Origin of the sequence: Corallococcus caeni (assembly GCF_036245865.1) — a bacterium.
Lineage (GTDB): Bacteria > Myxococcota > Myxococcia > Myxococcales > Myxococcaceae > Corallococcus > Corallococcus caeni.
This window is the reverse complement of record NZ_BTTW01000016.1, coordinates 19,965-39,329: the sequence shown is the minus strand read 5'-3', so window position 1 is coordinate 39,329 and position 19,365 is coordinate 19,965. Positions and strand designations below refer to the sequence as shown.

General features: G+C 69.8%; 19 protein-coding genes. 8 read left to right on the top strand and 11 right to left on the bottom strand.

Going from position 1 to position 19,365, the window contains the following annotated elements:
* Positions 1 to 13: 13 nt before the first annotated feature.
* From AABA78_RS38295 to AABA78_RS38280, 4 genes are all read right to left on the bottom strand, one after another.
* Positions 14 to 391 (bottom strand): hypothetical protein, encoded by a 378-nt coding sequence (locus AABA78_RS38295; RefSeq protein WP_338270474.1) that lies wholly within the window; start codon positions 389 to 391, stop codon positions 14 to 16.
* 243 nt (positions 392 to 634) lie between these two features.
* Positions 635 to 1,261, bottom strand: coding sequence for a hypothetical protein (locus AABA78_RS38290; protein WP_338270473.1), 627 nt, complete (start codon positions 1,259 to 1,261; stop codon positions 635 to 637).
* A gap of 11 nt (positions 1,262 to 1,272) precedes the next feature.
* Entirely contained in the window at positions 1,273 to 2,940 is a 1,668-nt protein-coding gene (locus AABA78_RS38285) for a hypothetical protein (RefSeq protein ID WP_338270471.1), read from the bottom strand.
* Positions 2,941 to 3,192: 252 nt separating this feature from the next.
* Entirely contained in the window at positions 3,193 to 4,101 is a 909-nt protein-coding gene (locus AABA78_RS38280) for a LysR family transcriptional regulator (RefSeq protein WP_338270470.1), read from the bottom strand.
* 106 nt (positions 4,102 to 4,207) lie between these two features.
* Here AABA78_RS38280 and AABA78_RS38275 point away from each other — a divergent pair, with 106 nt between their 5' ends.
* Both AABA78_RS38275 and AABA78_RS38270 read left to right on the top strand, forming a co-directional pair.
* Positions 4,208 to 4,612, top strand: a complete 405-nt coding sequence (locus tag AABA78_RS38275) for a RidA family protein (protein WP_338270468.1) — start codon at positions 4,208 to 4,210, stop codon at positions 4,610 to 4,612.
* A gap of 128 nt (positions 4,613 to 4,740) precedes the next feature.
* The gene (locus AABA78_RS38270; RefSeq protein WP_338270466.1) at positions 4,741 to 5,154 is read left to right on the top strand and encodes a hypothetical protein; all 414 of its coding nucleotides are present in this window, start codon (positions 4,741 to 4,743) and stop codon (positions 5,152 to 5,154) included.
* 34 nt (positions 5,155 to 5,188) lie between these two features.
* On the opposite strand, the gene AABA78_RS38265 is transcribed toward AABA78_RS38270, so the two are convergent.
* Both AABA78_RS38265 and AABA78_RS38260 read right to left on the bottom strand, forming a co-directional pair.
* Complete coding sequence (locus tag AABA78_RS38265) at positions 5,189 to 6,634, bottom strand: lipase/acyltransferase domain-containing protein (protein ID WP_338270465.1); 1,446 nt, start codon at positions 6,632 to 6,634, stop codon at positions 5,189 to 5,191.
* Between the two features lie 76 nt (positions 6,635 to 6,710).
* Positions 6,711 to 7,973 (bottom strand): DEAD/DEAH box helicase, encoded by a 1,263-nt coding sequence (locus AABA78_RS38260; RefSeq protein ID WP_338270464.1) that lies wholly within the window; start codon positions 7,971 to 7,973, stop codon positions 6,711 to 6,713.
* A gap of 97 nt (positions 7,974 to 8,070) precedes the next feature.
* On the opposite strand from AABA78_RS38260, the gene AABA78_RS38255 reads away from it, so the two are divergent.
* On the top strand, positions 8,071 to 9,474 hold the full coding sequence (locus AABA78_RS38255) for an APC family permease (protein ID WP_338270463.1): 1,404 nt from the start codon (positions 8,071 to 8,073) through the stop codon (positions 9,472 to 9,474).
* Between the two features lie 31 nt (positions 9,475 to 9,505).
* Here AABA78_RS38255 and AABA78_RS38250 read toward each other — a convergent pair whose 3' ends face one another.
* Positions 9,506 to 10,279 carry a lysophospholipid acyltransferase family protein gene (locus AABA78_RS38250; RefSeq protein ID WP_338270462.1) on the bottom strand — a complete coding sequence of 258 codons (774 nt, stop codon included), beginning with the start codon at positions 10,277 to 10,279 and terminating at the stop codon, positions 9,506 to 9,508.
* 138 nt (positions 10,280 to 10,417) lie between these two features.
* Positions 10,418 to 11,140, bottom strand: coding sequence for a TetR/AcrR family transcriptional regulator (locus AABA78_RS38245; RefSeq protein ID WP_338270461.1), 723 nt, complete (start codon positions 11,138 to 11,140; stop codon positions 10,418 to 10,420).
* Positions 11,141 to 11,263: 123 nt separating this feature from the next.
* Here AABA78_RS38245 and AABA78_RS38240 point away from each other — a divergent pair, with 123 nt between their 5' ends.
* Positions 11,264 to 12,136: an NmrA family NAD(P)-binding protein gene (locus AABA78_RS38240; RefSeq protein ID WP_338270460.1), complete on the top strand. Its 873-nt coding sequence runs from the start codon at positions 11,264 to 11,266 to the stop codon at positions 12,134 to 12,136.
* Positions 12,137 to 12,187: 51 nt separating this feature from the next.
* Here the strand turns inward: AABA78_RS38240 and AABA78_RS38235 are convergent, their stop codons facing one another.
* The gene (locus AABA78_RS38235) at positions 12,188 to 13,174 is read right to left on the bottom strand and encodes an alpha/beta hydrolase (protein WP_338270459.1); all 987 of its coding nucleotides are present in this window, start codon (positions 13,172 to 13,174) and stop codon (positions 12,188 to 12,190) included.
* A gap of 81 nt (positions 13,175 to 13,255) precedes the next feature.
* On the opposite strand from AABA78_RS38235, the gene AABA78_RS38230 reads away from it, so the two are divergent.
* From AABA78_RS38230 to AABA78_RS38220, 3 genes are all read left to right on the top strand, one after another.
* Positions 13,256 to 14,461: an erythromycin esterase family protein gene (locus AABA78_RS38230; protein ID WP_338270458.1), complete on the top strand. Its 1,206-nt coding sequence runs from the start codon at positions 13,256 to 13,258 to the stop codon at positions 14,459 to 14,461.
* 196 nt (positions 14,462 to 14,657) lie between these two features.
* The gene (locus tag AABA78_RS38225; protein WP_338270457.1) at positions 14,658 to 15,218 is read left to right on the top strand and encodes a hypothetical protein; all 561 of its coding nucleotides are present in this window, start codon (positions 14,658 to 14,660) and stop codon (positions 15,216 to 15,218) included.
* Between the two features lie 145 nt (positions 15,219 to 15,363).
* On the top strand, positions 15,364 to 16,455 hold the full coding sequence (locus tag AABA78_RS38220) for a helix-turn-helix transcriptional regulator (RefSeq protein WP_338270456.1): 1,092 nt from the start codon (positions 15,364 to 15,366) through the stop codon (positions 16,453 to 16,455).
* An 80-nt stretch (positions 16,456 to 16,535) separates the two neighbouring features.
* Here AABA78_RS38220 and AABA78_RS38215 read toward each other — a convergent pair whose 3' ends face one another.
* Complete coding sequence (locus AABA78_RS38215; RefSeq protein WP_338270455.1) at positions 16,536 to 17,246, bottom strand: iron-containing redox enzyme family protein; 711 nt, start codon at positions 17,244 to 17,246, stop codon at positions 16,536 to 16,538.
* Positions 17,247 to 17,326: 80 nt separating this feature from the next.
* The gene (locus AABA78_RS38210) at positions 17,327 to 18,139 is read right to left on the bottom strand and encodes an N-acyl amino acid synthase FeeM domain-containing protein (protein WP_338270454.1); all 813 of its coding nucleotides are present in this window, start codon (positions 18,137 to 18,139) and stop codon (positions 17,327 to 17,329) included.
* Between the two features lie 175 nt (positions 18,140 to 18,314).
* On the opposite strand from AABA78_RS38210, the gene AABA78_RS38205 reads away from it, so the two are divergent.
* Positions 18,315 to 19,349, top strand: coding sequence for a hypothetical protein (locus AABA78_RS38205; RefSeq protein WP_338270452.1), 1,035 nt, complete (start codon positions 18,315 to 18,317; stop codon positions 19,347 to 19,349).
* The last annotated feature ends 16 nt before the right edge of the window (positions 19,350 to 19,365 follow it).

Here is a 19,365-nt window from a genome sequence, read left to right as displayed (position 1 = left end):
GTCTCCCGCGGGGCTACTGGTCCTTCAGGTTCCAGCCGATCTGCACGAGCCCGGTCGTCTTGCACTTCACCGTGTGGTCCTCGAGCGACGTGCTCGCGATCGAGAGCGTGACGGCCTCGCCGCCGGACATGGTGAAGGTGAAGTCGGAGCGGTTGCCCATGCCAGACGGGCCGCAACCCGTGACGACGATCTTGTTGGTGTAGACGTCGCCCTCGTAGCTCTCGATGGAGATCTTCTGCACGTACGAGCCGCCGTCGCCCTTGATGCACTGCGAGAGATCCGTGCTGCCGTTGATCGACACCAGGGCGGAGCCGGGGAGCATCGGGCCGCCGGTGGCCGTGCCAATGGAAGAACCGCAGTTGGTGGACGTGAAGGTGTTGATGCTGGCCATGGGGGGCGCTCCGGGCTTCGCTGAGGTGGTTGGATCCGAGCGGCTTCGCGCCGCTCGCGACGAACCCACCCAGTACACGCGGCGTGCCAGGGTGCAGGCCCCTCGAACCGCGTGTCCCAGGCCCTGTTTCGCCCCCTTCGACGTGTCGAAGCCCCTCGTTCGACGCCCGTTCGACATGTCGAAGCACGGAGCCAGCGGGCTTCCGTCCCCGGGAGCTGCCTCCCGGGGGCGAAGCGCGCCGCGCTACCGCGTGACGTCGACGGTGTAGACGCCGTCTCCGGAGGTGGCGGTGCCCGTCACGTGGGTGCTGCCCGGCGTACGGCGGACCTGGCCGGTGCCGTCGTCCTCGATTTCACCCGTGAGGGTGAGGTCCAGGGTGACGCTGCCCTCCAGGTCCCCGGTCATCTGGAAGGGCCCCTTCAGCGTCCCGCTGAAGGGGCCGTCCGGGATGTCGCGCAGCTGGAGGGTGAGCTCCGGCTGCGTCGTCGTGTCGGTGCTCGAAGCGTAGGTGAGGTCCACCGGGTCCTCGTCCTCGCCCACGACGATCTCGCCGTCGGAATACCCGGTCATGCCGATGCGCAGGCGCATGCCCTTGTTGGCCGAGCTGCCCTGGTCCACCTGCCCGCTGACGAGCAGGGTCCCGGAGGCGTCGCCCGTCGTGGACTGGGGCGGGATGTTCGCGCTGGACGCGGCGTTGAAGCCGGTGAAGCCCAGCTGCAAGGCCTTGCTCACGGACCTGTCGAGCCCGAGGTACGCGCGGCGGGCCTGCTCGTCGGAGCTGATGTCGTCATCACCGCACGCCGTGAGGCCCAGGGACAGCAAGAGGGAACACACGACAGCGGTCAGGGTACGCGGATGGGATGTGAGCATGGTGTCTCCTGTCAGCCGATGGTGCCGTTGCACGTGCAGGACGTCGTCCCGGTGCAGGCTTCCCCGGTGACCGTCTCGCAGTTGAGCCGCGGGCAGCACGGGTTGGTGGGTGAGCACGCCTGACCGGCGGCGGAGCACGTCGAGCCTGTCTCGCAGGTGCCGACGACGCTCCCGCCCGGGATGTTGCAGCCGAGCCCGACGCAGCAGTCCGCGGGCGAGGTGCAGGCCTGGCCCTGGGGCTGACAGGCGCTGGGGGCCGCGCAGGTGCCATTGGTGCAGATGCCGGAGCAGCAGGCGGCACCCGAGCCACAGGCCTTCCCGTTCGCGGCGCACGTGCCCGCGTCCGTCCCGCCGTCCTGGGTGCCCGTACCGCCGTCGGTACCGCCACCCGGCACGGCCCCGGCACGGCAGGCGTAGGCGAACTCGGAGACGATGGAGCAGGTGGTCCCGGCGCAGCACTTGGAGTTCTGCGGGTCACAGGTCGTGCCCACGGGATCGCACGTCACCTTCTGGCAGGTCAGGCCGCCATCCGCGCCGGGCAGGCAGCGCGCGCCGCCACAGCACTGGTCGGAGAACTGGCACTGCTGTTCCTGCGCGATGCAGCACGGCGCCTCGCCGGTGTAGCCCGTGGGGCAGCCCGCCGGGCAGTTGTTGTTGGGGCAGCCGCCGAAGCAGCGCGGCACGCCGGCGGAGTCCACCTTGCACACGGCCTTCTGGCCGTCGCAGCAGGCCTCGCGGGCGTTCACGTCGATGATGCCGCCGTCGGGCAGCTGGCCGCTGCCGCAGATGTTGCCCACCGGGTTGCAGCCATTCGGCTTGTCACAGCGGCTCGCGCGGCAGTCCACCGCGTTGGACACCTTCTCACCGCCACAGCACACGCCGTCGCTGGTGCAGTAGTCGCCCGTGGGACGGCAGCCGCCCACCGGCTGGCACACGGTGGTCCCGTAGCCCAGGTCCACGCACGTGCGCGAACAGCAGGTGCTGGAGCCCGAGCACGGGTTGCCGTCCTGGAGGCAGCCGCCCGCGCCGCCACCGCTGACCGCCACGCAGCGGCCCGGGGTGCCCGTGCTCTCCTGCGAGCACACACCGCCGCAGCAGTCCGCGCCCTTCATGCACAGGTCGTCGTTGGCCTGGCACGAGTACGCCGGCTTACAGACCCCACCCTGGCAGTTGCTGGAGCAGCAGTCCCCCGCGCCGGTGCAGGCCTGGCCCGGAACCTTGCAGCTGCTGGTGCCGCTGGAGGGCAGCGCCGCGCACTTGCCATCCGCGCCGCAGAGCTTCGTGCAGCACGCCTCCGCGCTGGCGCACGTGCTGCCCACGTCCAGGCACTGCAGCGTGGAGCACTTGCCGTCCAGGCAGCTGTTCGTGCAGCACTCGATGCCGCTGGTGCAGGCCGCGCCCGCGGCGGTGCACTGGGCACTGGGGGCCGGACAGACACCCGTGTCCGAACAGAGGCCCGTACAGCACTGGGCGCCGGAGTCCCGGCTGCACGCCGTGCCCTCGTTGAGGCACTGGGAGCCGGGCCCCGCGTCGGGGAGGGGCTGCCCCGCGTCCGTCCCGGCATCCACGGTGACCGGCGGGTTGTTATCCGGCGGCTTGCCGATTTCTCCACTGCTACAAGCCACGACACCGAGGGCCACACCCAGGGCCCCCAGCAACAGCCAGCGGTTCGCCTTCATCCGGACTTTCCCTTCCCAGCCGGCTGCCGCCGTCATCCCGACGACGCGGCCCCGGCCTCCATGGGCGCCACGACGTGGCGTGCCAGCCCCAGAGACCCGGGTCGGGGCCCAACGGCCACGCGCCACCCACACTCAGCGCCGCGTCAGGGGGTCCGTTGCAGCCGTTCCCGCGCCTTCACGTCGAGCTTCGCGAACACGTTGCGCAGGTGCCACCTCGTGGAGGAGCGCGCCACGTTGGAGCGCGCGCGGATCTCATGCCTGTGTCGTTGAGCTCCACCGCTCGACCATCAGGTCGATGAAGCGCCGCACCTTCGCCGGCAAGTGACGTCTGCTCGGATAGAGCGCCATGATCGGGACGTGCTCCGTCTCGCATGACGGCAGCAGCGCCTTGAGCCGCCCGCTCGCCAGGTCTTCGCCGACCAGGAAGCCGGGAAGATAGGCGATGCCCAGCCCCGCGACGGCCGCGTCCCTTATCGCCTCGCCGCTGTCGAGCCGCAGGCGGCTTCGTCCCTCCACCTTCACCGGGGGGCCGCCCTTCTCACGCAGACGCCAGTGCTGCCGTCGCGTCCGGCTGCTGAAGAGCAGGCAGTCATGCCCCGCCAGGTCCTCCAGCGTGCCGGGTTCGCCGTGCGCCTCGAGGTAGGAGGGCGCGGCGCAGACGAACACCGGGTGTCGGGCCACGACCCGGGAGACCAGGCGCGTATCGGTGCTGGAGGCATTGATGCGCACGGCCAGGTCGTAGCCCTCCTCGATGATGTCCGAGACGCGGTCCGTGAAGCTCACCTCCGCCTGAAGCTCGGGCCAGGTGCGCAGGTAGTCCCGCAGCAAGGGAAGGACCTGCCGTCTGCCGAACGCGGCCGGCAGGGTGAGCCGGAGAACCCCCCGGGGAGTTCCCGCGCGCTGTCCGACGCTGGCCTCCGCGTCGTCCAGGGCCGCGAGGACCTGCAGGCAATGCTCATGGAAGACACGGCCTTCATCGGTGAGGCTCAGCTGGCGCGTCGTGCGATTGAGCAGGCGCACCCCGAGGCGTGACTCCAACCGGGCCAAGGCCTTGCCCGCCGCCGAGCGCGTCAGGCCAAGAGCCTGACCGCCGCCCACGAAGCTGCCCGCGTCCACGACGGCCATGAAGGCGAAGATCTCATCCAACTGCGCGCGTTTCATTGATGGCGCTCCATTGTAGCGACCGCGTCGCTGGAGAGGGGAACGCCGTTCGTCAATGGGCCCGGTATACGAGCCCGGCATTCACCCATTCGTCTGGAGCGCCTCCATGCCCGTGACCCTGCTCAACCCCGATGGACTCATGAAGCCCGACGTGTACCGGCAGGTGGCGATCGCCACCGGCACCCGGCAGGTGCACATCGCAGGACAGGTCGCGTACGACGCGCAGGGGCAGCTCGTCGCCCGCGGTGACCTGGCGGGACAGGTGGCGCAGGTCTACCGCAACGTCGCCATCGCCCTCGCGGCAGCCGGAGCGACGTTCAGCGACGTCGTCCGGCTGACGTTCTACGTGGTCGACTGGAAGCATGAATTGATGCCCGCCTTCCTCGCCGGCATTGAGCAGGTCACCAAGGAGCTGCGGATCATACCGGCCCCAGCATCGCTCATCGGGGTCTCCGTGCTCTTCGAGCCGGGCGTCCTCGTCGAGCTCGAAGCCACCGCGGTCCTGGACTGAGCTGTTTCATGCGCCAGACCCTACGGCCAGTGCGCGGGTCCGGATCACCCCAAAGCCAGACACGCCCTGCGAGGGGTGTGACCCGGGTACGCTTGACGTTTCACTCACGCCCGCGCTCTCGTCGTCACATGAACGTGACCCTCTCCCTGGTTGTGAGCGCAGCCGTCACTTTCGCCTCGGCTCCCGCCCTCGCGCAGGAGCCCCAGCTCGACCTGCTCAATGGCAAGCCGCCCCCCACGGGAACCGGGATGCTCGTCACCGGCAGCATCCTGACCGGCGTGGGGGCGGTCAACCTGCTCACGTCGCCCCTCTGCAAGACCAGCCTCGTGCCTGGCGACACCCAGGGCGTCTGCCTTGGGACGTCGCTGGTCGTCGGAGGCCTCTTCGCGGCCGTGGGCGTTCCGCTCCTGATCGTGGGCGTCAGCCGCCACAACAGCTACGTCGAGTGGAAGCGGCAACGCAGCGCCCTCTCCGCGCTGCTCGACCTCAACGTCACGCCCACCCCCGGCGGCGCCGCGCTCACGTGGAGCGCCTCGTTCTGACTTCGCGTCCAGGACGCGGCCGTTGCAGCGGCGGTCACCCGGAGAGCACTGGCAGGAGCAGGTCCCGGATGTGGTCGGCGAGGAAGCGGTAGCTCACCCCCAGGCGGCCGGCCTCCGTGCGCAGGTCGGCCCCGTGGAGCACCTTGAACGCGGACTGCCGCGTGGCATGGAAGAGCCGGTCGTCGTTGCCACCCGGATCCAGCGAGGGTCCCCACTGCGCCAGGGGAACCCGCGCCCGCAGCCGCGCGCGCTCCAGGTAGCCCAGGTTCTCCGTCGGGCCGGGCTCGGGGGCCTGCTCGACCTCCAGGCTCCAGTCGATGGTGGGGAGGAAGTCCGCGTAGGGCACCAGCCCGCTGGAAGCCAGGGAGCCTCCCGTGAGCGCCGTGAGGATGGCGTTGATGACCTCCGGCAGGTTGACCAGGTTGCTGTGGGTGTCCTCGCGCTCCGGGGGCACGTAGGCGTGGTAGCAGGTGGTGGGCAGCCCCGGCAGGAGTGAGGCCTGGAAGAGCACGGTGCCGTCCCCGTTGGAGAGCTTGCCCGGCGCGGGCGGCGGCTGCGAGTGGAGCGTCCAGCCCCCCGGCCCCATGAGCGCCGCGTAGTCCGTCCTCCCATTCAGCCCGACGATGACCACGGTGCGCGACGCGAAGCGCTGGGCCACGTCCTGCGCCTGCAGGCGGGTGAACTGGTAGCCGCTGTAGGAGAAGCGCAGCAGCGGGTCGCGCAGGTCGAGGCGATAGGGATTGGTCCAGGACGCGGCGCGGTAGAGGTCCTGCCCGGTGCGCACGGGGTACTTCAGCACCGCGTCCAGCCCTGGCACCTGCGTGGGCCAGTACTCGCGGGGCGCCACGAGGAGGTTGAAGAGCCCCGGCATGCTCACCGCGGACTGGCGCAGGGTGGCGTTGCTGATGAGCCAGTCCGCGGGCGTGCCGGTGCCATCCTCGATGACCCGGATGGGCTTGAGCGCGCCCCAGAAGGGCGGCGCGCAGAAGACGATGCGCTCGATGGCGTCATCGAACTCACGCGTGGAGGCCAGCATCCGCAGCAGCACGCAGCCGCCCATGCTGTGGGTGACGAAGCGCAGCGGCTGCCCGTCCGTGCGCAGGCTCCGCAGGAAGAGCGCCAGCCGCTGTGCCTCGATGCCAATGCCGTCACGCCAGTCGAAGTTGAAGCGGCCCCACCCGATGCCCCCAAGATAGTCGGCGTAGTGGTCGCCGAAGACGGGCAGGTTGACCGTGGAGCGCGCGTAGACGAACTGCCCGGGGCCGTCGACTCCGCCCTGGGGCGTGACGTTCAGGAAGGCGAGGTTGTCCACCTCGTGCCAGATGCCCGTGTCGAGCCAGAGCGTGTCACGGCGCTGCCGGTCATACAGCTCACTGCCCATCACCCCATGCAGGAAGATGGCGCGGTGAGGCGAGTTGCGGATGTCATTGAGCCAGCCCGGCCAGACCTCGTCGGCGTAATACTCTTGCTTGAGCAGCATGGGGCCCCCGGTCCGGAAACTAGGGAGCCCCCGAGGCCGGGCACAATCACCCTGGGGGGGCGGGCTGGCGCGGGTGCTACGGCTTGCGCTTCGGGGGCTGGGCGGCGGCGGCTTCGCGCAGCTTGTCCTTCTTGCTCTTGCGCCGGCCCTTCACGCCGCCGTTCGGATCCAGCGGCGGCGCGGTCGGCGCGGCCGTCTCCACGGGCTCGAATCCCGCCACCTGCTCTCGCACGACGGTGAGCTGGTTGCGCTTCTCGATGAGGCGGAAGTGGGCTTCGGAGTCTGCGCTGACGAAGCTGATCGCCATGCCCTGCTCGCCCGCGCGCCCCGTGCGGCCGATGCGGTGCACGTAGTCCACGGTCGAGCGGGGCAGGTCGTAGTTCACGACCGCGGGCAGTCCCGCGATGTCCAGGCCGCGTGCGGCGACGTCGGTGGCGACGAGGACGCGCACGCGCTTCGCCTTGAAGTCCGCGAGCGCCTGCGTGCGGGCCCCCTGGCTGAGCTCGCCGTGCAGCGACGTCGCGGGGATGCCGGCGCGGTTGAGCTTCAGCGCGACATGGTCCGCCGCGTAGCGGCTGGCGACGAACGTGAGGACGCCGGACCACGCGTGGGTCTCCAGCAGGTGCCGCAGGAGCATCGTGCGCCGGGGTGCATCCACCTGGATGGCCCGCTGGACGATGAGGTCCGCGCCGGGCAGCTCACCGTCGTCCACGTCGATGCGCGTGGGCTCGTGCAGCAGCCGCTCCGCGAACGTGCGCACGGCGGGTGGGAACGTGGCGGAGAACAGCAGGTTCTGGCGGCGCGCGGGCAGGAGCGCGAGCAGGCGGTTGAGCTCGTCCGCGAAGCCCAGGGAGAAGAGCCGGTCGGCCTCGTCGAGCACCAGCGTCTCCACCTGCCCCAGCCGGAGCGCGTTCTGCTCCACGAGGTCCAGCGCGCGGCCCGGCGTGGCCACCACGACGTCCGCCCCGCCCCGGAGCGCCAGCATCTGCGGGTTCGCGGAGACGCCGCCGACCGCGAGGCAGGTCTTCAGCGGCTTCTTCAAGTGACGGCCATACCGCTGGAGGGCGTCAACGATTTGGGCGGCGAGCTCCCGCGTGGGCACCAGGATGAAGGCCCGCACCGGCCGGACCGCCCCACCCGGCCGCGCCCGCAGGGCCTCCAGGACGGGCAGGAGGAACGCGGCGGTCTTCCCCGAGCCGGTCTTCGCCGAAGCCTGGACGTCGCCGCCGCGCAGCACCACGGGAATGGCCGCGCGCTGCACCGGCGTGGGTTCGTCGTATCCGAGTTCAGCCAGGGCGCGGGTGAGCGCGTCCGACAGGCCGAGTGAAGCGAAGGTCATGGGAGGGGAGCTTGGAGTTGGCACGAAGGCCGTCATCGTACCCTGCCCCGAGGCTCGGCGCGGAGATGCTCCGGCCGCCGGACTATGCTCGGCGCCCATGCCCCCCTCTGCCCTCCCGGATGAAGCCGGAGCCCGTTCAGCCGGGCCTCGTGACGGATACGCGCGACGCGTCGGCCTGTTCTCGGGGGTGATGCTCGTCATTGGCGGCATCATCGGCTCGGGCATCTTCCTCAACCCGGCCATCGTCGCGCAGCGCGTGCACACGCCGGGGCTCACCCTGGGCGTGTGGCTGCTGGGGGGCGTGGTGGCGCTCATCGGCGCCTTCATCTACGGGGAACTGGGGCAGCGCATCCCCAAGGCGGGCGGCAGCTACGTCTACCTGCGCGATGCCTTCGGCCCGCTGCCCGCGTTCCTCAACGCGTGGGGAATGATGCTCATGATCGCCACCGGGGCCATCGCCGCGGTGGCCGTCGCGTTCGCCAACTACACCCTCGCGCTCACCGGCCTGGGGCCCGGCTTCCGGTTCCCGCTCGCCGTCGGCGCCATCGTCCTGCTCTCCGGGGTGAACTACCTCGGCGTGCGGCCCGGGGCGCTCACGCAGAACGTCTTCACCGTGCTCAAGCTGCTGGCGCTCGCGGTGCTCGTGGGCGCGGGGCTCCTGCTCGGACGCTCCCATCCGGCGGCGGTGGAGGCCGTCGCCGCGCCCCAGGCGCCCGACTCCCTCGTGCTCGCCCTGGGGGCGGCGCTCGTCCCGGTGCTCTTCAGCTACGGCGGGTGGCAGCAGACGAACTTCGTGGCCGAGGAGATGGTCGACCCCGAGCGCAACCTGCCGCGTGCGCTGTTGCTCGGCGTCATCGGCGTGGTGACGGTGTACCTGCTCGCGAACCTCACCTACCTGCGCACGCTCGGCGCGGCGGGGCTCGCGGCGAGCAGCGCCCCGGCCGCCGACGCGCTCGGCCAGCTGCTGGGGCCCGCGGGCCGCACGTTCATCACCGCGGGAGTGGCCCTCTCCACCTTCGGCTTCCTCAACCTGGTCATCCTCGTCTCGCCGCGCGTCTACCAGGCCATGGCCGCGGATGGACTGTTCTTCCCCTGGATGGCCCGGCTGCACCCGCGCTTCCGCACGCCATCCAACGCCATCCTCTTCCAGGCGGCCTGGGCCATCCTCCTCACGGGCACCGGCACGTACGGCGAGCTGCTCGACTCCGTCGTCTTCGCGGACTGGCTCGTCTTCGGCGCCACGGCCGCGACGCTGTTCGTCTACCGCGCGCGCGAGCGGCAGGGCCTGGTGCCCCGCGCCGCGTACCGGGTGCCTGGATATCCCTTCACCCCGCTCCTCTTCATCGCGGCCGCGCTGTACGTCCTGCTGGGCTCGACGGCCTCCAACCCGCTCAACGCGCTCAAGGGCACGGTGCTGCTCGGCGCGGGCGTGCCCGTGTTCCTCTACTGGCGCAGGCGCACCCGGCGGCCGGAGGCTCCGCCGGCCCTCGGCGCGCCCTGACCGCAGACGGCGAGCGCCACCGGCGGCCCGCTCAACCCTCGGCGTCCATGCGCGCCTTCTCGCGGATGATGAGGTCGCGCACGTGGTCGCGCAGGGCGTGCACGTCCCCGGCGAAGCCCGCCGGGTCGATGGGCTCCAGCACGCGCACCCGGGCGTGGACCGCCTGCTGGAGGACCAGCCCGTGCTTGGGCATGGTCCGCGCGGTGCCGGTGAGGACCACGGGGATGAGGGGGCAGCGCTCCTGGATGGAGAGCGTGAAGGCGCCGTCCTTGAAGGCCTTCACCTGGCCGTCATGAGAGCGGGTGCCTTCGGGAAACATCAGGATGGGGACGCCGCGCGACAGCCAATACCTGCACCCGGCCATCATCTGGATGATGCTGGCGCGGTCTCCGCGGATGAGCGGCACATAGCGGTTGAGGCGCATGTTCCAGCCGATGAGCGGCAGCTTGAAGTTCTCCGCCTTGGAGACCCACTTGAAGGGCCGGTAGAGACCGAAGAGGACCAGGATGTCCCCCAGCGACTCGTGGTTGGCCACCAGCACCGCCGCGCCCTTCCAGGGCAGGCGTTCGCGGCCCTCCACCCGCAGGTGCCACATCGGGTTCACGTAGAAATACAGCTGCGCCCAGAAGCACGAGTACAGGTGAAGCACGCGTCCATTCGCGTCAAACGGGCGGGTGAGCGCCCACAGCAGGAGCGCCCCAAGGAACAACACCGCGCTGGACAGCGCGAGGAAGGTCCAGAACGCCATCGAGAAGAGGATTCGGATGGCGCCCACTCTGTCATGGATGGGCAGCTCCACCCCCATCAGGTGAGCATTATCCCTGGATGGGGCAGCCCCCGTCCTCCGGGACGTGGCCTCTGATCGCTGGCCATCACTCCCCACGCCGACCTACGAGGGACAGGCGGGCAGCGTGCGCTTCCAGCTCGACGGCGTGGACTCCAGCTACCCGGCGTCCGCGATGCGCTCGAGCAGCTCGCTCAGCAGCAGGCTTTCGCCTTTTGAGAGCACACGGATCCGCCCGATGGAGGCCCGCAGCGCGGCGGCCATGGCGCGGACCTCCGTGTTCTTCGGCGTCGCCGCCTCGCCCGTGATGGCGGCCACCGCCGCCTCGCGCGTGGCCTGGGCGAGTCCGGGGTCGCGCTTGTCTTCGGGCTGGCTCAGCAGCGTGAGCACGGCCCCAATGCCCATCGCCGACACGAGGCCGAGCGCTCGCTCCTCACTGACCCGCAGCCTGCCCGCGAGCGCGAGGTTCCGGATGCGCCTGCGCAGGACGTCCTCCCCATCACCCAGCGACGGGGACTGCGACGCCAGCTGGGGATCGCTGCTCATGATGGCGAACAGCCCGGGATGGCTGAGGCCGAACGCGATGTGCGTGTCCCAGCCGTCGCGAAAGTCCTGAAGCGGATCCGGGTGCGGCTTGCGCGCCGCCTTCTCCGACACATAGCGCCGCATGGCGTGCTCGAAGACGACCGCGAGCAGGCCTCGCTTGTCGCCGAAGAGCCGGTAGAGGGTTGGTGCCTGCACCCCCGCGGCGGAGGCCACGGCCCGCGTGGTCGCGGCCTCGGGCCCTCCGGAGGCGATGAGCTCAGCGGCGGCCGCGATGATGCGCGCGCGCGCATCGGGGCCCTCCGCGTCCTCGGCAGCGACCTTCTCGCGGTCCCTCATGGGGCTGAGATAGCACGCTGCCCCCGGAACGCCGATAACGAAGGCTTGATATCGCCGCTAACGCTCGCTACGTTATCGCCGGAAACAAGTAACTGTTTCCAATGATATCCCAAGGAGCGTTCGATGATCGTCGTGACCGGAGCCACCGGGCAGCTCGGCCGTCTCATCGTGGAGAACCTCATCACCCGCGTCCCGGTGGACCGGGTCGCCGTCAGCGTCCGGGACGTGGACAAGGCCCAGGACCTGGCGGCCCGTGGCGTCCGGGTGCGCAGGGGGGACTTCGCGGAGCCGGCGAGCCTCGCGCACGCCTTCGAGGGCGCAACCCAGGTGCTGATGGTCTCGTCGAACGCGCGTGCGACGGGCGGCGACACCCTGGCCCAACATCGCGCCGCCATCGACGCCGCACGGGCCGCCGGCGCGCGGCGCATCGTCTACACGAGCCACATGGCCGCGAGCCACTCCTCGGCGTTTCCTCCGATGCTCGACCATGCGGCGACGGAGCAGATGTTGGCCGGGTCGGGGCTGGCGTGGACCGCGCTTCGCAACGGCTTCTACGCTTCGAGCGCGGTGTTCCTGCTGGAGAGGGGCCTGAAGACGGGCGTCTTCGAAGCGCCCGCGGACGGGAAGGTCTCCTGGACCACGCATGCGGACCTGGCGGAGGCGGCGGCGGTGATTCTGGCGAACGAGGGCCGCTACGAAGGGCCGACGCCGCCGCTCACGGCGGAGCAGGCGCTCGACTTCGAAGCGCTGTGCGAGCTTGCGTCGAGCGTCCTCGGACGCCCGCTGCGCCGGAGCGTCGTGCCGGAGGACGAGATGCGCGCGAAGCTCGTGGCCTCCGGCATGCCCGCGCCCGCGGTGGCCATCTCGCTCGGCCTCTACCGCGCGAGCCGCGATGGCGAGTTCGCGGCCGTCGACCCCACGCTGCGGGAGCTGCTGGGGCGCGCGCCGACGGGCATGCGCGAGGTGATGGCCGGGAAGCTGGGCCGGACGGCCTGACGACAGGGTTGCCAGCGCCCGGTCGGAGGGCTTGATTCCCCCAGCCCTCCGTTACGTCGCGTCCCTGCTCGCGGCGCCGCGGGCGAACATCCGTCCCAGCCACGCGTCGCGCGCCGCGATGCAGGCTTGAGCCACCTCGGACTGCGGGGCGATGTCATAGAAGCCGTGGAAGGCTCCGCCCCAGACGTGCAGCTCGCACTCGCCGCCCGCGGCAAGGATGCCGCGAGCATAGGCAATCGCCTCATCGCGGAACGTCTCCCCTCCCCCGACGTCGATGAAGGTCGGTGGCAGCCCGCGCAGCTCCGTCGCGCGCGCGGGCGCGGAATAGGGAGACACGTCAGGGCCGCCGCGACGGTCCCCCAGCACCGCCTGCCAGGCCGTCAGGTTGCTGGTGCGGTCCCAGACGCCAACGCCATCGTACCGGTGGGCTGACTCCGTCTCGTTGCGGTCGTCCAGCATCGGGCATTGCAGCAGCTGGCCCAGCAGCCGCGGACCGCGCCGGTCGCGGGCCAGGAGCGTGGCCCCCGCCGCGAGCCCTCCCCCGCCGCTTCCTCCGAAGATGACGAGCTGGTTCGGATCAAACCGCAGCAGCGCGGCATTCGCCGCCATCCACTCCAGCCCGGCGTAGCAGTCCTCCACCAGGGTGGGCGCTGGATGCTCGGGCGCCAGCCTGTATTCGACCGTCACGCAGACCGCGTCATGACGAAGCGCCCAGTCCACGAGCGGCTTCGCCCCCGCGAAGCGGGTCCCCATCACCATGCCGCCGCCATGGATGTGATAGACGGCAGGCCCCGGAGTCACGTGGTCCTGCCGCGCGATGACCGAGACTGTGATGTCCGCGCCCTGGTACCCGGGGATGCGGTGGTCGACGCAGCTGACCTTCGCATCTCCGATCAGGTCCTCCCGGCTCACGCGACTCAACGCGCGGAAGTGCTCGAGCTGATCCAGCGTCATCTTCACGGGCACATACCCCTCCAGCGAAGGCAGGAGCGCGGCCAATCGAGGGTCGAAGTCGGGCGGTGCGTTCGGGCGGGTCATGGGTTCACCTCTCCTGGAGAGAAGGGACGCTGGGGAATCACCGCATCTAGAATGGAATCACCTCTCACGGAAGGGCCGCGAATGAGACACCTCCTGCTCCTGCTCCTGCTGCTTTCAGGCTGTGCATCGCCGTCCAGGGGCACTGCTGCTCGGGAGGCCGTGGCGGAGACGGACACCGACTGGATCGTCAGGGACCTCTGCGACAAGCAGCTCGCACTGCTGGGCGAGGAGTCGCACCACGGCAATGCCAGGACGGTTGCCTTCAAGGTGGCCTTGACGCGCAGGCTCGTGGAGGAGTGCCACTTCGATGCGTTCTTCATCGAGGCTGGCACCTACGACTTCCTCCACATCCAGGCGCTGCTGAAGGCGGGCCAACCCGTCAGCGAAGACACGGTCGCCGCCGCGATTGGCGGGCTCTGGGCCACCCAGGAGATGGCGCCCCTGGTTCCCTTCCTGACCGCGCGGATCCAGGCGGGAACCCTCGTGGCGGGTGGGATTGATGATCAGATTGGCAGGGGCACCTACGCCCAGCGCCAGATGGCGCGTGAACTCATCCCCTTCCTCCCGGGTCCAAGGCAGGCCGCGTGCGGAGCGGAGATCGAGCGGTACATGGCCTGGGGATATGACGAAACCCACCCGTACACGGCCGACACCGCGAGGTTCATCCTGGGCTGTTGGCAGGAGCTGGAGCCGGTGCTCGCCGCGACCCCGGGCAGCCAGGGCCCGCTGCAGATGGTCCGCAACCTGGAGCGGTTCTTCACCCGCCAGGTCGCCAGGATGTCCCAGGCTCCGGCGCAGGCTGGGGACTGGAGCGACTACAACGGGCGTGACCGCTCCATGTTCATGAACCTGGATTGGCTCCTGTCCCAGTCTCCCGCGCCGAAGAAAGCCATTGTCTGGCTTGCCACCATCCATGCCGCGAAAGACCTCAAGGGCGTGGATGCGGACGTGCGCCACGTGATTCCCTTCGGGTCGTATGTCCATGAGAGGTTCGGAGCCCGGTCGTTCGTGCTGGGGTTCTCCGCGAACTCCGGGAGCTACTCCCTGGGCAGCACGACTCGCACCTTTGTCCTCGCGCCCGCGACGGACGACTCGCTGGAGGGCTGGGCGTTCGCCGGCCACGCCGCGGACACCCGCTATCTGGACACGCGCCAGCTTCAGGACTTCGGGCCCAGGGTGGCGCGTCCCCTGAACTACACGTGGACGACGGCGCCCTGGGCCACGGTCCTGGACGGGCTGTTGATCTTCCGGGAAGAAGCCCCATACCGCCCGGCGCCCCGCGAATGACATGCGTATGGCTTTGTCGACCCGTGGAAACCCCTTAGCCTGACATTCCAACGAACGCGTGACACGCCAGGACCGCAATCGTCCACATCCACAGGAACTCCATGAATTGCCCGTTTTGATTTGCAGTTAAACGGGAGTGGATGCTAGTAAGGCATTGGCTTCGGCCAACCCCGCACTCACAACTCAGGAGTAGTCCATGACGAGGAACGTGAAGCGTTTCCTGGCTGCCTCGCTGTTGTCGCTCGCTCCGTCCATCGCGTTCGCCGGGCAGGTGGAGCTCGGGTTCCCTGACTTCCTGTCCCAGCGTGACGAGTATGTGAGCGTCCGCGAGGGGGCGGTCCAGCTGCCCACGAAGCGGGAGTCCCAGGTGGCGTCCGTCGGCCCCGCGCTGGAGGACCTCTTCGTCCTCAACCAGACGGGCCTGCCCATCTCCCTGGGCATCCAGGTCCTGACGGGGACGCTCAACGGCGTGTTCAATCCCTATCCCGTGCCCACGGCCAGCTATGGCGGCTTCGAGGTGAGCGCCCCCACCCCGGCCCCGCTGATCGCGCAGCAGTACTACTGGACGGTGGACCCGGCGAACCCGGCCGCCGCGAAGACGTGTGTCTGGCGGGTGGAGGTCAGTGACGTCGGCGGCAGCTGCCAGGCGCAGGTCTTCTTTGGCACCTATGGCGGCGCCATCTGCACCGTCGACGCGGCCCAGTCCTTCATCGACCCGGTCACGTGCCAGACCCAGGTCGTCACCGTCATCCAGTGAGCTGAGCCGCACGCCGCCCGGGGCCTTGGATGAGGCCTCGGGCGGTGGATGGAACAGTGTGTCATCCCGGCGCGTATGACTTGCCATCGGACTGGATTAGGCTGAGGTCCGCAGCCTGCCCGGTCAAGATGACAAGGACGCGCGGATGTTCAATCCAACGGCTTTCACCACCCAGGAGCTCGTGCTCCGGGACAGCGTCATCAGTGGACTCAACAGCGCACTGAGCATCCCCAAGGTGCTCGAAGCCGCGCGTGCGTCCCTGCTCGAGTTCGTCCAGGCCGACGCCATGGCCCTGTGCCTCATGCACACGGAGCCGTTCGACTTCCAATGGCTCGTCCCGGGCTTCCCCATCCGCCTGCTGGATGACTATGCCGTCCTGGCCGAGCATGACTTCCTGCGGGCCCCCATCCTCGCGCGGCCCAACGTGCCCGTCCGCGATACGCAGCTGCTCACCCGCGATGAGTACGAACGCACCCTCATCTTCCAACGCAGCCGGGAGCTGGACCTGACGCTGGAACACATCATGGCGGTCCTGCTGCCCATCGGCCCCGGCCTCGTTGGCGCGCTCGCGTTCTACCGGAACAAGCGCCGCCCCTTCTCCTTGGAGAACACCACCGCGGTCGCCAGCATCAACGAGCACCTGATGAACACGGTGCGCAACTGCAATGACGCCCAGGGCCTCATGGCCGGTGCCCACCTTCTCGAGGAGCTCCACCGCCGTCCCGACTCCGCCTACCTCGTCGTGGAGCCTCCCTCCCGCGTGGAGTTCCGCTCCGAGCACGCCAACGCCCTCCTGGCCCGGTGGTTCACCGGCGCGGACATGCACTCCTGCGGGCTCCCGCTCGTCTTCAAGGAGCGGCTGGACGCCCTGGTTCGCATGGACGCGGACGCCCGGCTCGGGAAGACCCTCTGGGTCTTCAACCATCCCGAGGGCAACCGCACCTGCCGCTTCATCGAAATGCCCGCCGCTGACGGTCCCCGGCGATGGGCGCTCAGGCTGAATGAGATTCCCCACTCCATCCCGCTCCCCTGGGAGATGGAACGCCAGCTCACGCCCCGCCAAGCCACCATCGCGAGGCACCTGCTCTGCAACCGGAACAACGAGCAGATCGCCGTTGAGCTCGGCCGCAAGCTCCTGACCGTGAAGACCCACGTGCGGAACATCTTCGACAAGCTGGGCGTGGACAGCCGCGCGGACCTCCTCTACCAGGCCGCCCGCCTCAACAAGCCTGTCTGAGCGAATCGAACGGGGGGAAGACGCCTCCCGAGAGGCCAGGGCCCGGACGGGAGGCGCTCCCCGCTTGCGTGCGGTCGTCGCTACCTCGCGAGAGGGTGGCTGGAGGCGCCGTCCTCACGGAAGATGCGCGGGTAGACGCTCCGGGCGACCCGGGCCGAGAAGAGGATCGCCTCCTGGTCCTCCGGGTCCGTCAGCGGCGCCAGGAGCCGCTGCATCTCCGCCACGTGGTCCCCGTCCAGCGCCCCGTGGCTGCGCAGGAAGGTCACCGCCTTGTGGATGTTGGGGATGGCGCCCACCGCCTTGAGCCGCTCGGCCCACACGCCCGCCCGCGTCTGCGACAGGTACTCCAGCACGTACGCGGTCCCCAGCACCGCCGTCGGCACGCCCGAGCGCGACGTGAAGAAGTTCCACCCCGTGTAGGCCTCCACCGCCGGGCTCCGCGCCGCCGCCTCCACCTGCTCCTCCGAGCAGCCCAGGTTCCGCAGGTCCGACAGCAACCAGCGGTCGTGCCCGCGCTCCTCCTCGCCCTTCTGGATCAACAGCGCCGCCAGCTCCGGGTGCCGTCCCAGCCGATTGAGCCGGTGGCCGGCCTCGGCGAGGATCGGCGTGCTCCAGCGCGCGTAGTGATACGTCTGGACGAGGTAGTGGATGTAGCCCTCCAGGTCGAGGGTGCCATCGAGGAGGCGGCTGGCGTCGGGCCGCGCATCCACCGCGGCCACCAGCCCCCGCGCCTCTTCGTCCAGCACCGCCAGCCACTGCGTCCCCGCCTGATGCTCCGTCTGGGTTTGCACGTACGTCTCCTGTCCGGGGTCCGTTGGAGTCCCGGCTGCTGCGTGTTGAAGGTGAAGGGAAGGAAGAAGCCGCCCCGGGCCTAGACGGCGGGGCTCGCGCCGTCTTGCAGCGCGTGGAAGTGCGTCAGGGTGTCCGCCGGAATCTCATCGAGCGCCATGACGAGCGGCAGCGTGAACCACTGGAAGTACGCGTCGTAGAGCGGCTCCGCGATGAAGCGCGCCCCCATCGTCGTGGCGAAGAGCGAGGGGGACCTGGGCACCCGCAGGCCGTCCCACAGCCCCTGCTCCGCCCTCGCCCGCTCCTCCGGCGTGTAGAAGGGCTTGCGGGGCCGCTTGGGGGCCTGGCGCGGGTCGGGCACGTCCACCCGCCAGCGCGGACTCAGCCATCCCCGGTGGGCCGCCACCCGCGACGCCAGCAGCGCGTCCTCGGGCGAGTCCGTCTCCAGGTTCGCGGACGCGATCCAGTGCGTCACCCCGCGCCGCCGGCTCTCCGCGTACATGGCCGCCTGCAGCCACGAGACGGCCTGCGTGCGCCGCCACTTCGGCAGCACGCAGAAGCGCGAGGGCTCCGCGAACACCATCCCCGGGCGGATCACGCCCGAGAGGTCCAGCCGCTGCGCCAGCTCGAGCCCCACCGGCCCGCCCAGGTTCGCCGCCACCTCCGCGTTGGGCAACGCCACGCGCATCGTCGCCACCGGCTCCGAGCCGACATGGACGAGCAGGTGCACCGTGGTGTCGAGCGTGTCGATGGAGGTCATCTCCCGCCGCGACAGCGCCGACTGCTCGGTCAGCAGTCCCATTTCCCCGCCAAAGACAGCCCAGCGGATGCGGGCCGCGTCATCCATGTCCCGCTGGGTGGTGGCGACACGCCAGCGCCAGTGTCCGCACGTCATGGGTCCTTCTCCCGGTAGCGAAGCGAGGCCGGCGTCGTACCGACCTCACACCTCTCTTTCGTCGCCGGTGAGCCGAGTTCGAGCCCGGACGCTCCGGCGCCCGCTTGAGAGAGAGGGGCGCGCAACTTCCGGGCGCTTCCCGGGTTCACAGGGGCATTTCCCGGAGGAATTCCCCATGAAGCAACACCGAAGGACGACTTTCATCTCGGCGTGCGGGCTGCTGGCCCTGGGTCTCATCGGCTGTGGAACCGCCGGGGACGCCGACGTCGCCGTGGCGGATGCACCCCCGGGCACGTCCCAGGCGGCGCTCACGGCGGGCGAACAGGCCGCGCTGACCACGGCCAACACCTCGGAGAGCTGCGCGCCGCTCGGGAACTTCTACTGGGAGATTGGCAATGGCGCGGGGCCGCTCTACGCCATCCCGCGAGGCAGCGGGGTGACGGCCGCGACGGTGATGCCCATCGCGTCCGCGAGCAAGTGGCTGTACGCGGGGGCCTACGTGCAGTCGCGGGGGTACGCCAACCTCACCGCGGACGAGAAGAAGCGGCTCAACTTCACCAGCGGCTACATCGACGAGAACACCACCTTGTGTGGAGACGCCGGGACGACGGTCTCGGAGTGCTACGGCGCCGCCTACAAGAACGTCACCTACCGCCCGCTCCAGAACGGCCGGTTCTTCTACAACGGCGGCCACATGCAGAAGCTAGCCCTGGACGACATCGGGACCAGGAGGGGCACGGGACTGCTGAGCGTCATGGATTGGGTCAACGCCCAGTTGGGCACCACCCTTCCAGAGTCCGACAGCGCCGTCGCTCCGGCCGGGGGCTTCTCCGGCAGCGCGGAGCAGTACCGCGTCTTCCTGATGAAGCTGATCAACAACCAGTACGCGCTGTCCTCCCAGCTGACCGTGGACTCCGTTCCGGCCTGGGCGGGGGGCCCAGGCGTGTCCTCCACGCCGTGGACGGGGGGAGAGACGTATTACGGGCTCGGACACTGGATTGAAGGAGAGCCCGTCAACGGCGTGTGGACCGTGACGGGCCACTCCTCCCCGGGAGCGTTTGGCTTCTATCCCTGGGTGAATGCCGCCAGGAACAGGTACATGGTCCTGGCCCGCAGTCGCCAGCTCGGCGGGGACGAGGAGGGCCAGAAGTCACTCGCCTGTGCCCAGGCCATCCGCAAGGCCTACGAGTCGGGCGTGCCGCAACCGTAGCCCCTGCGATGCCGCC

What these genes read in the sequence shown, in the direction of transcription:
- AABA78_RS38295 (WP_338270474.1), bottom strand. Translation starts at nt 391, where the DNA reads ATGGCCAGCATCAACACCTTCACGTCCACCAACTGCGGTTCTTCCATT.
- AABA78_RS38290 (WP_338270473.1), bottom strand. Translation starts at nt 1,261, where the DNA reads ATGCTCACATCCCATCCGCGTACCCTGACCGCTGTCGTGTGTTCCCTC.
- AABA78_RS38285 (WP_338270471.1), bottom strand. Translation starts at nt 2,940, where the DNA reads ATGAAGGCGAACCGCTGGCTGTTGCTGGGGGCCCTGGGTGTGGCCCTC.
- AABA78_RS38280 (WP_338270470.1), bottom strand. Translation starts at nt 4,101, where the DNA reads ATGAAACGCGCGCAGTTGGATGAGATCTTCGCCTTCATGGCCGTCGTG.
- AABA78_RS38275 (WP_338270468.1), top strand. Translation starts at nt 4,208, where the DNA reads ATGCCCGTGACCCTGCTCAACCCCGATGGACTCATGAAGCCCGACGTG.
- AABA78_RS38270 (WP_338270466.1), top strand. Translation starts at nt 4,741, where the DNA reads ATGAACGTGACCCTCTCCCTGGTTGTGAGCGCAGCCGTCACTTTCGCC.
- AABA78_RS38265 (WP_338270465.1), bottom strand. Translation starts at nt 6,634, where the DNA reads ATGCTGCTCAAGCAAGAGTATTACGCCGACGAGGTCTGGCCGGGCTGG.
- AABA78_RS38260 (WP_338270464.1), bottom strand. Translation starts at nt 7,973, where the DNA reads ATGACCTTCGCTTCACTCGGCCTGTCGGACGCGCTCACCCGCGCCCTG.
- AABA78_RS38255 (WP_338270463.1), top strand. Translation starts at nt 8,071, where the DNA reads ATGCCCCCCTCTGCCCTCCCGGATGAAGCCGGAGCCCGTTCAGCCGGG.
- AABA78_RS38250 (WP_338270462.1), bottom strand. Translation starts at nt 10,279, where the DNA reads ATGGGGGTGGAGCTGCCCATCCATGACAGAGTGGGCGCCATCCGAATC.
- AABA78_RS38245 (WP_338270461.1), bottom strand. Translation starts at nt 11,140, where the DNA reads ATGAGGGACCGCGAGAAGGTCGCTGCCGAGGACGCGGAGGGCCCCGAT.
- AABA78_RS38240 (WP_338270460.1), top strand. Translation starts at nt 11,264, where the DNA reads ATGATCGTCGTGACCGGAGCCACCGGGCAGCTCGGCCGTCTCATCGTG.
- AABA78_RS38235 (WP_338270459.1), bottom strand. Translation starts at nt 13,174, where the DNA reads ATGACCCGCCCGAACGCACCGCCCGACTTCGACCCTCGATTGGCCGCG.
- AABA78_RS38230 (WP_338270458.1), top strand. Translation starts at nt 13,256, where the DNA reads ATGAGACACCTCCTGCTCCTGCTCCTGCTGCTTTCAGGCTGTGCATCG.
- AABA78_RS38225 (WP_338270457.1), top strand. Translation starts at nt 14,658, where the DNA reads ATGACGAGGAACGTGAAGCGTTTCCTGGCTGCCTCGCTGTTGTCGCTC.
- AABA78_RS38220 (WP_338270456.1), top strand. Translation starts at nt 15,364, where the DNA reads ATGTTCAATCCAACGGCTTTCACCACCCAGGAGCTCGTGCTCCGGGAC.
- AABA78_RS38210 (WP_338270454.1), bottom strand. Translation starts at nt 18,139, where the DNA reads ATGACGTGCGGACACTGGCGCTGGCGTGTCGCCACCACCCAGCGGGAC.
- AABA78_RS38205 (WP_338270452.1), top strand. Translation starts at nt 18,315, where the DNA reads ATGAAGCAACACCGAAGGACGACTTTCATCTCGGCGTGCGGGCTGCTG.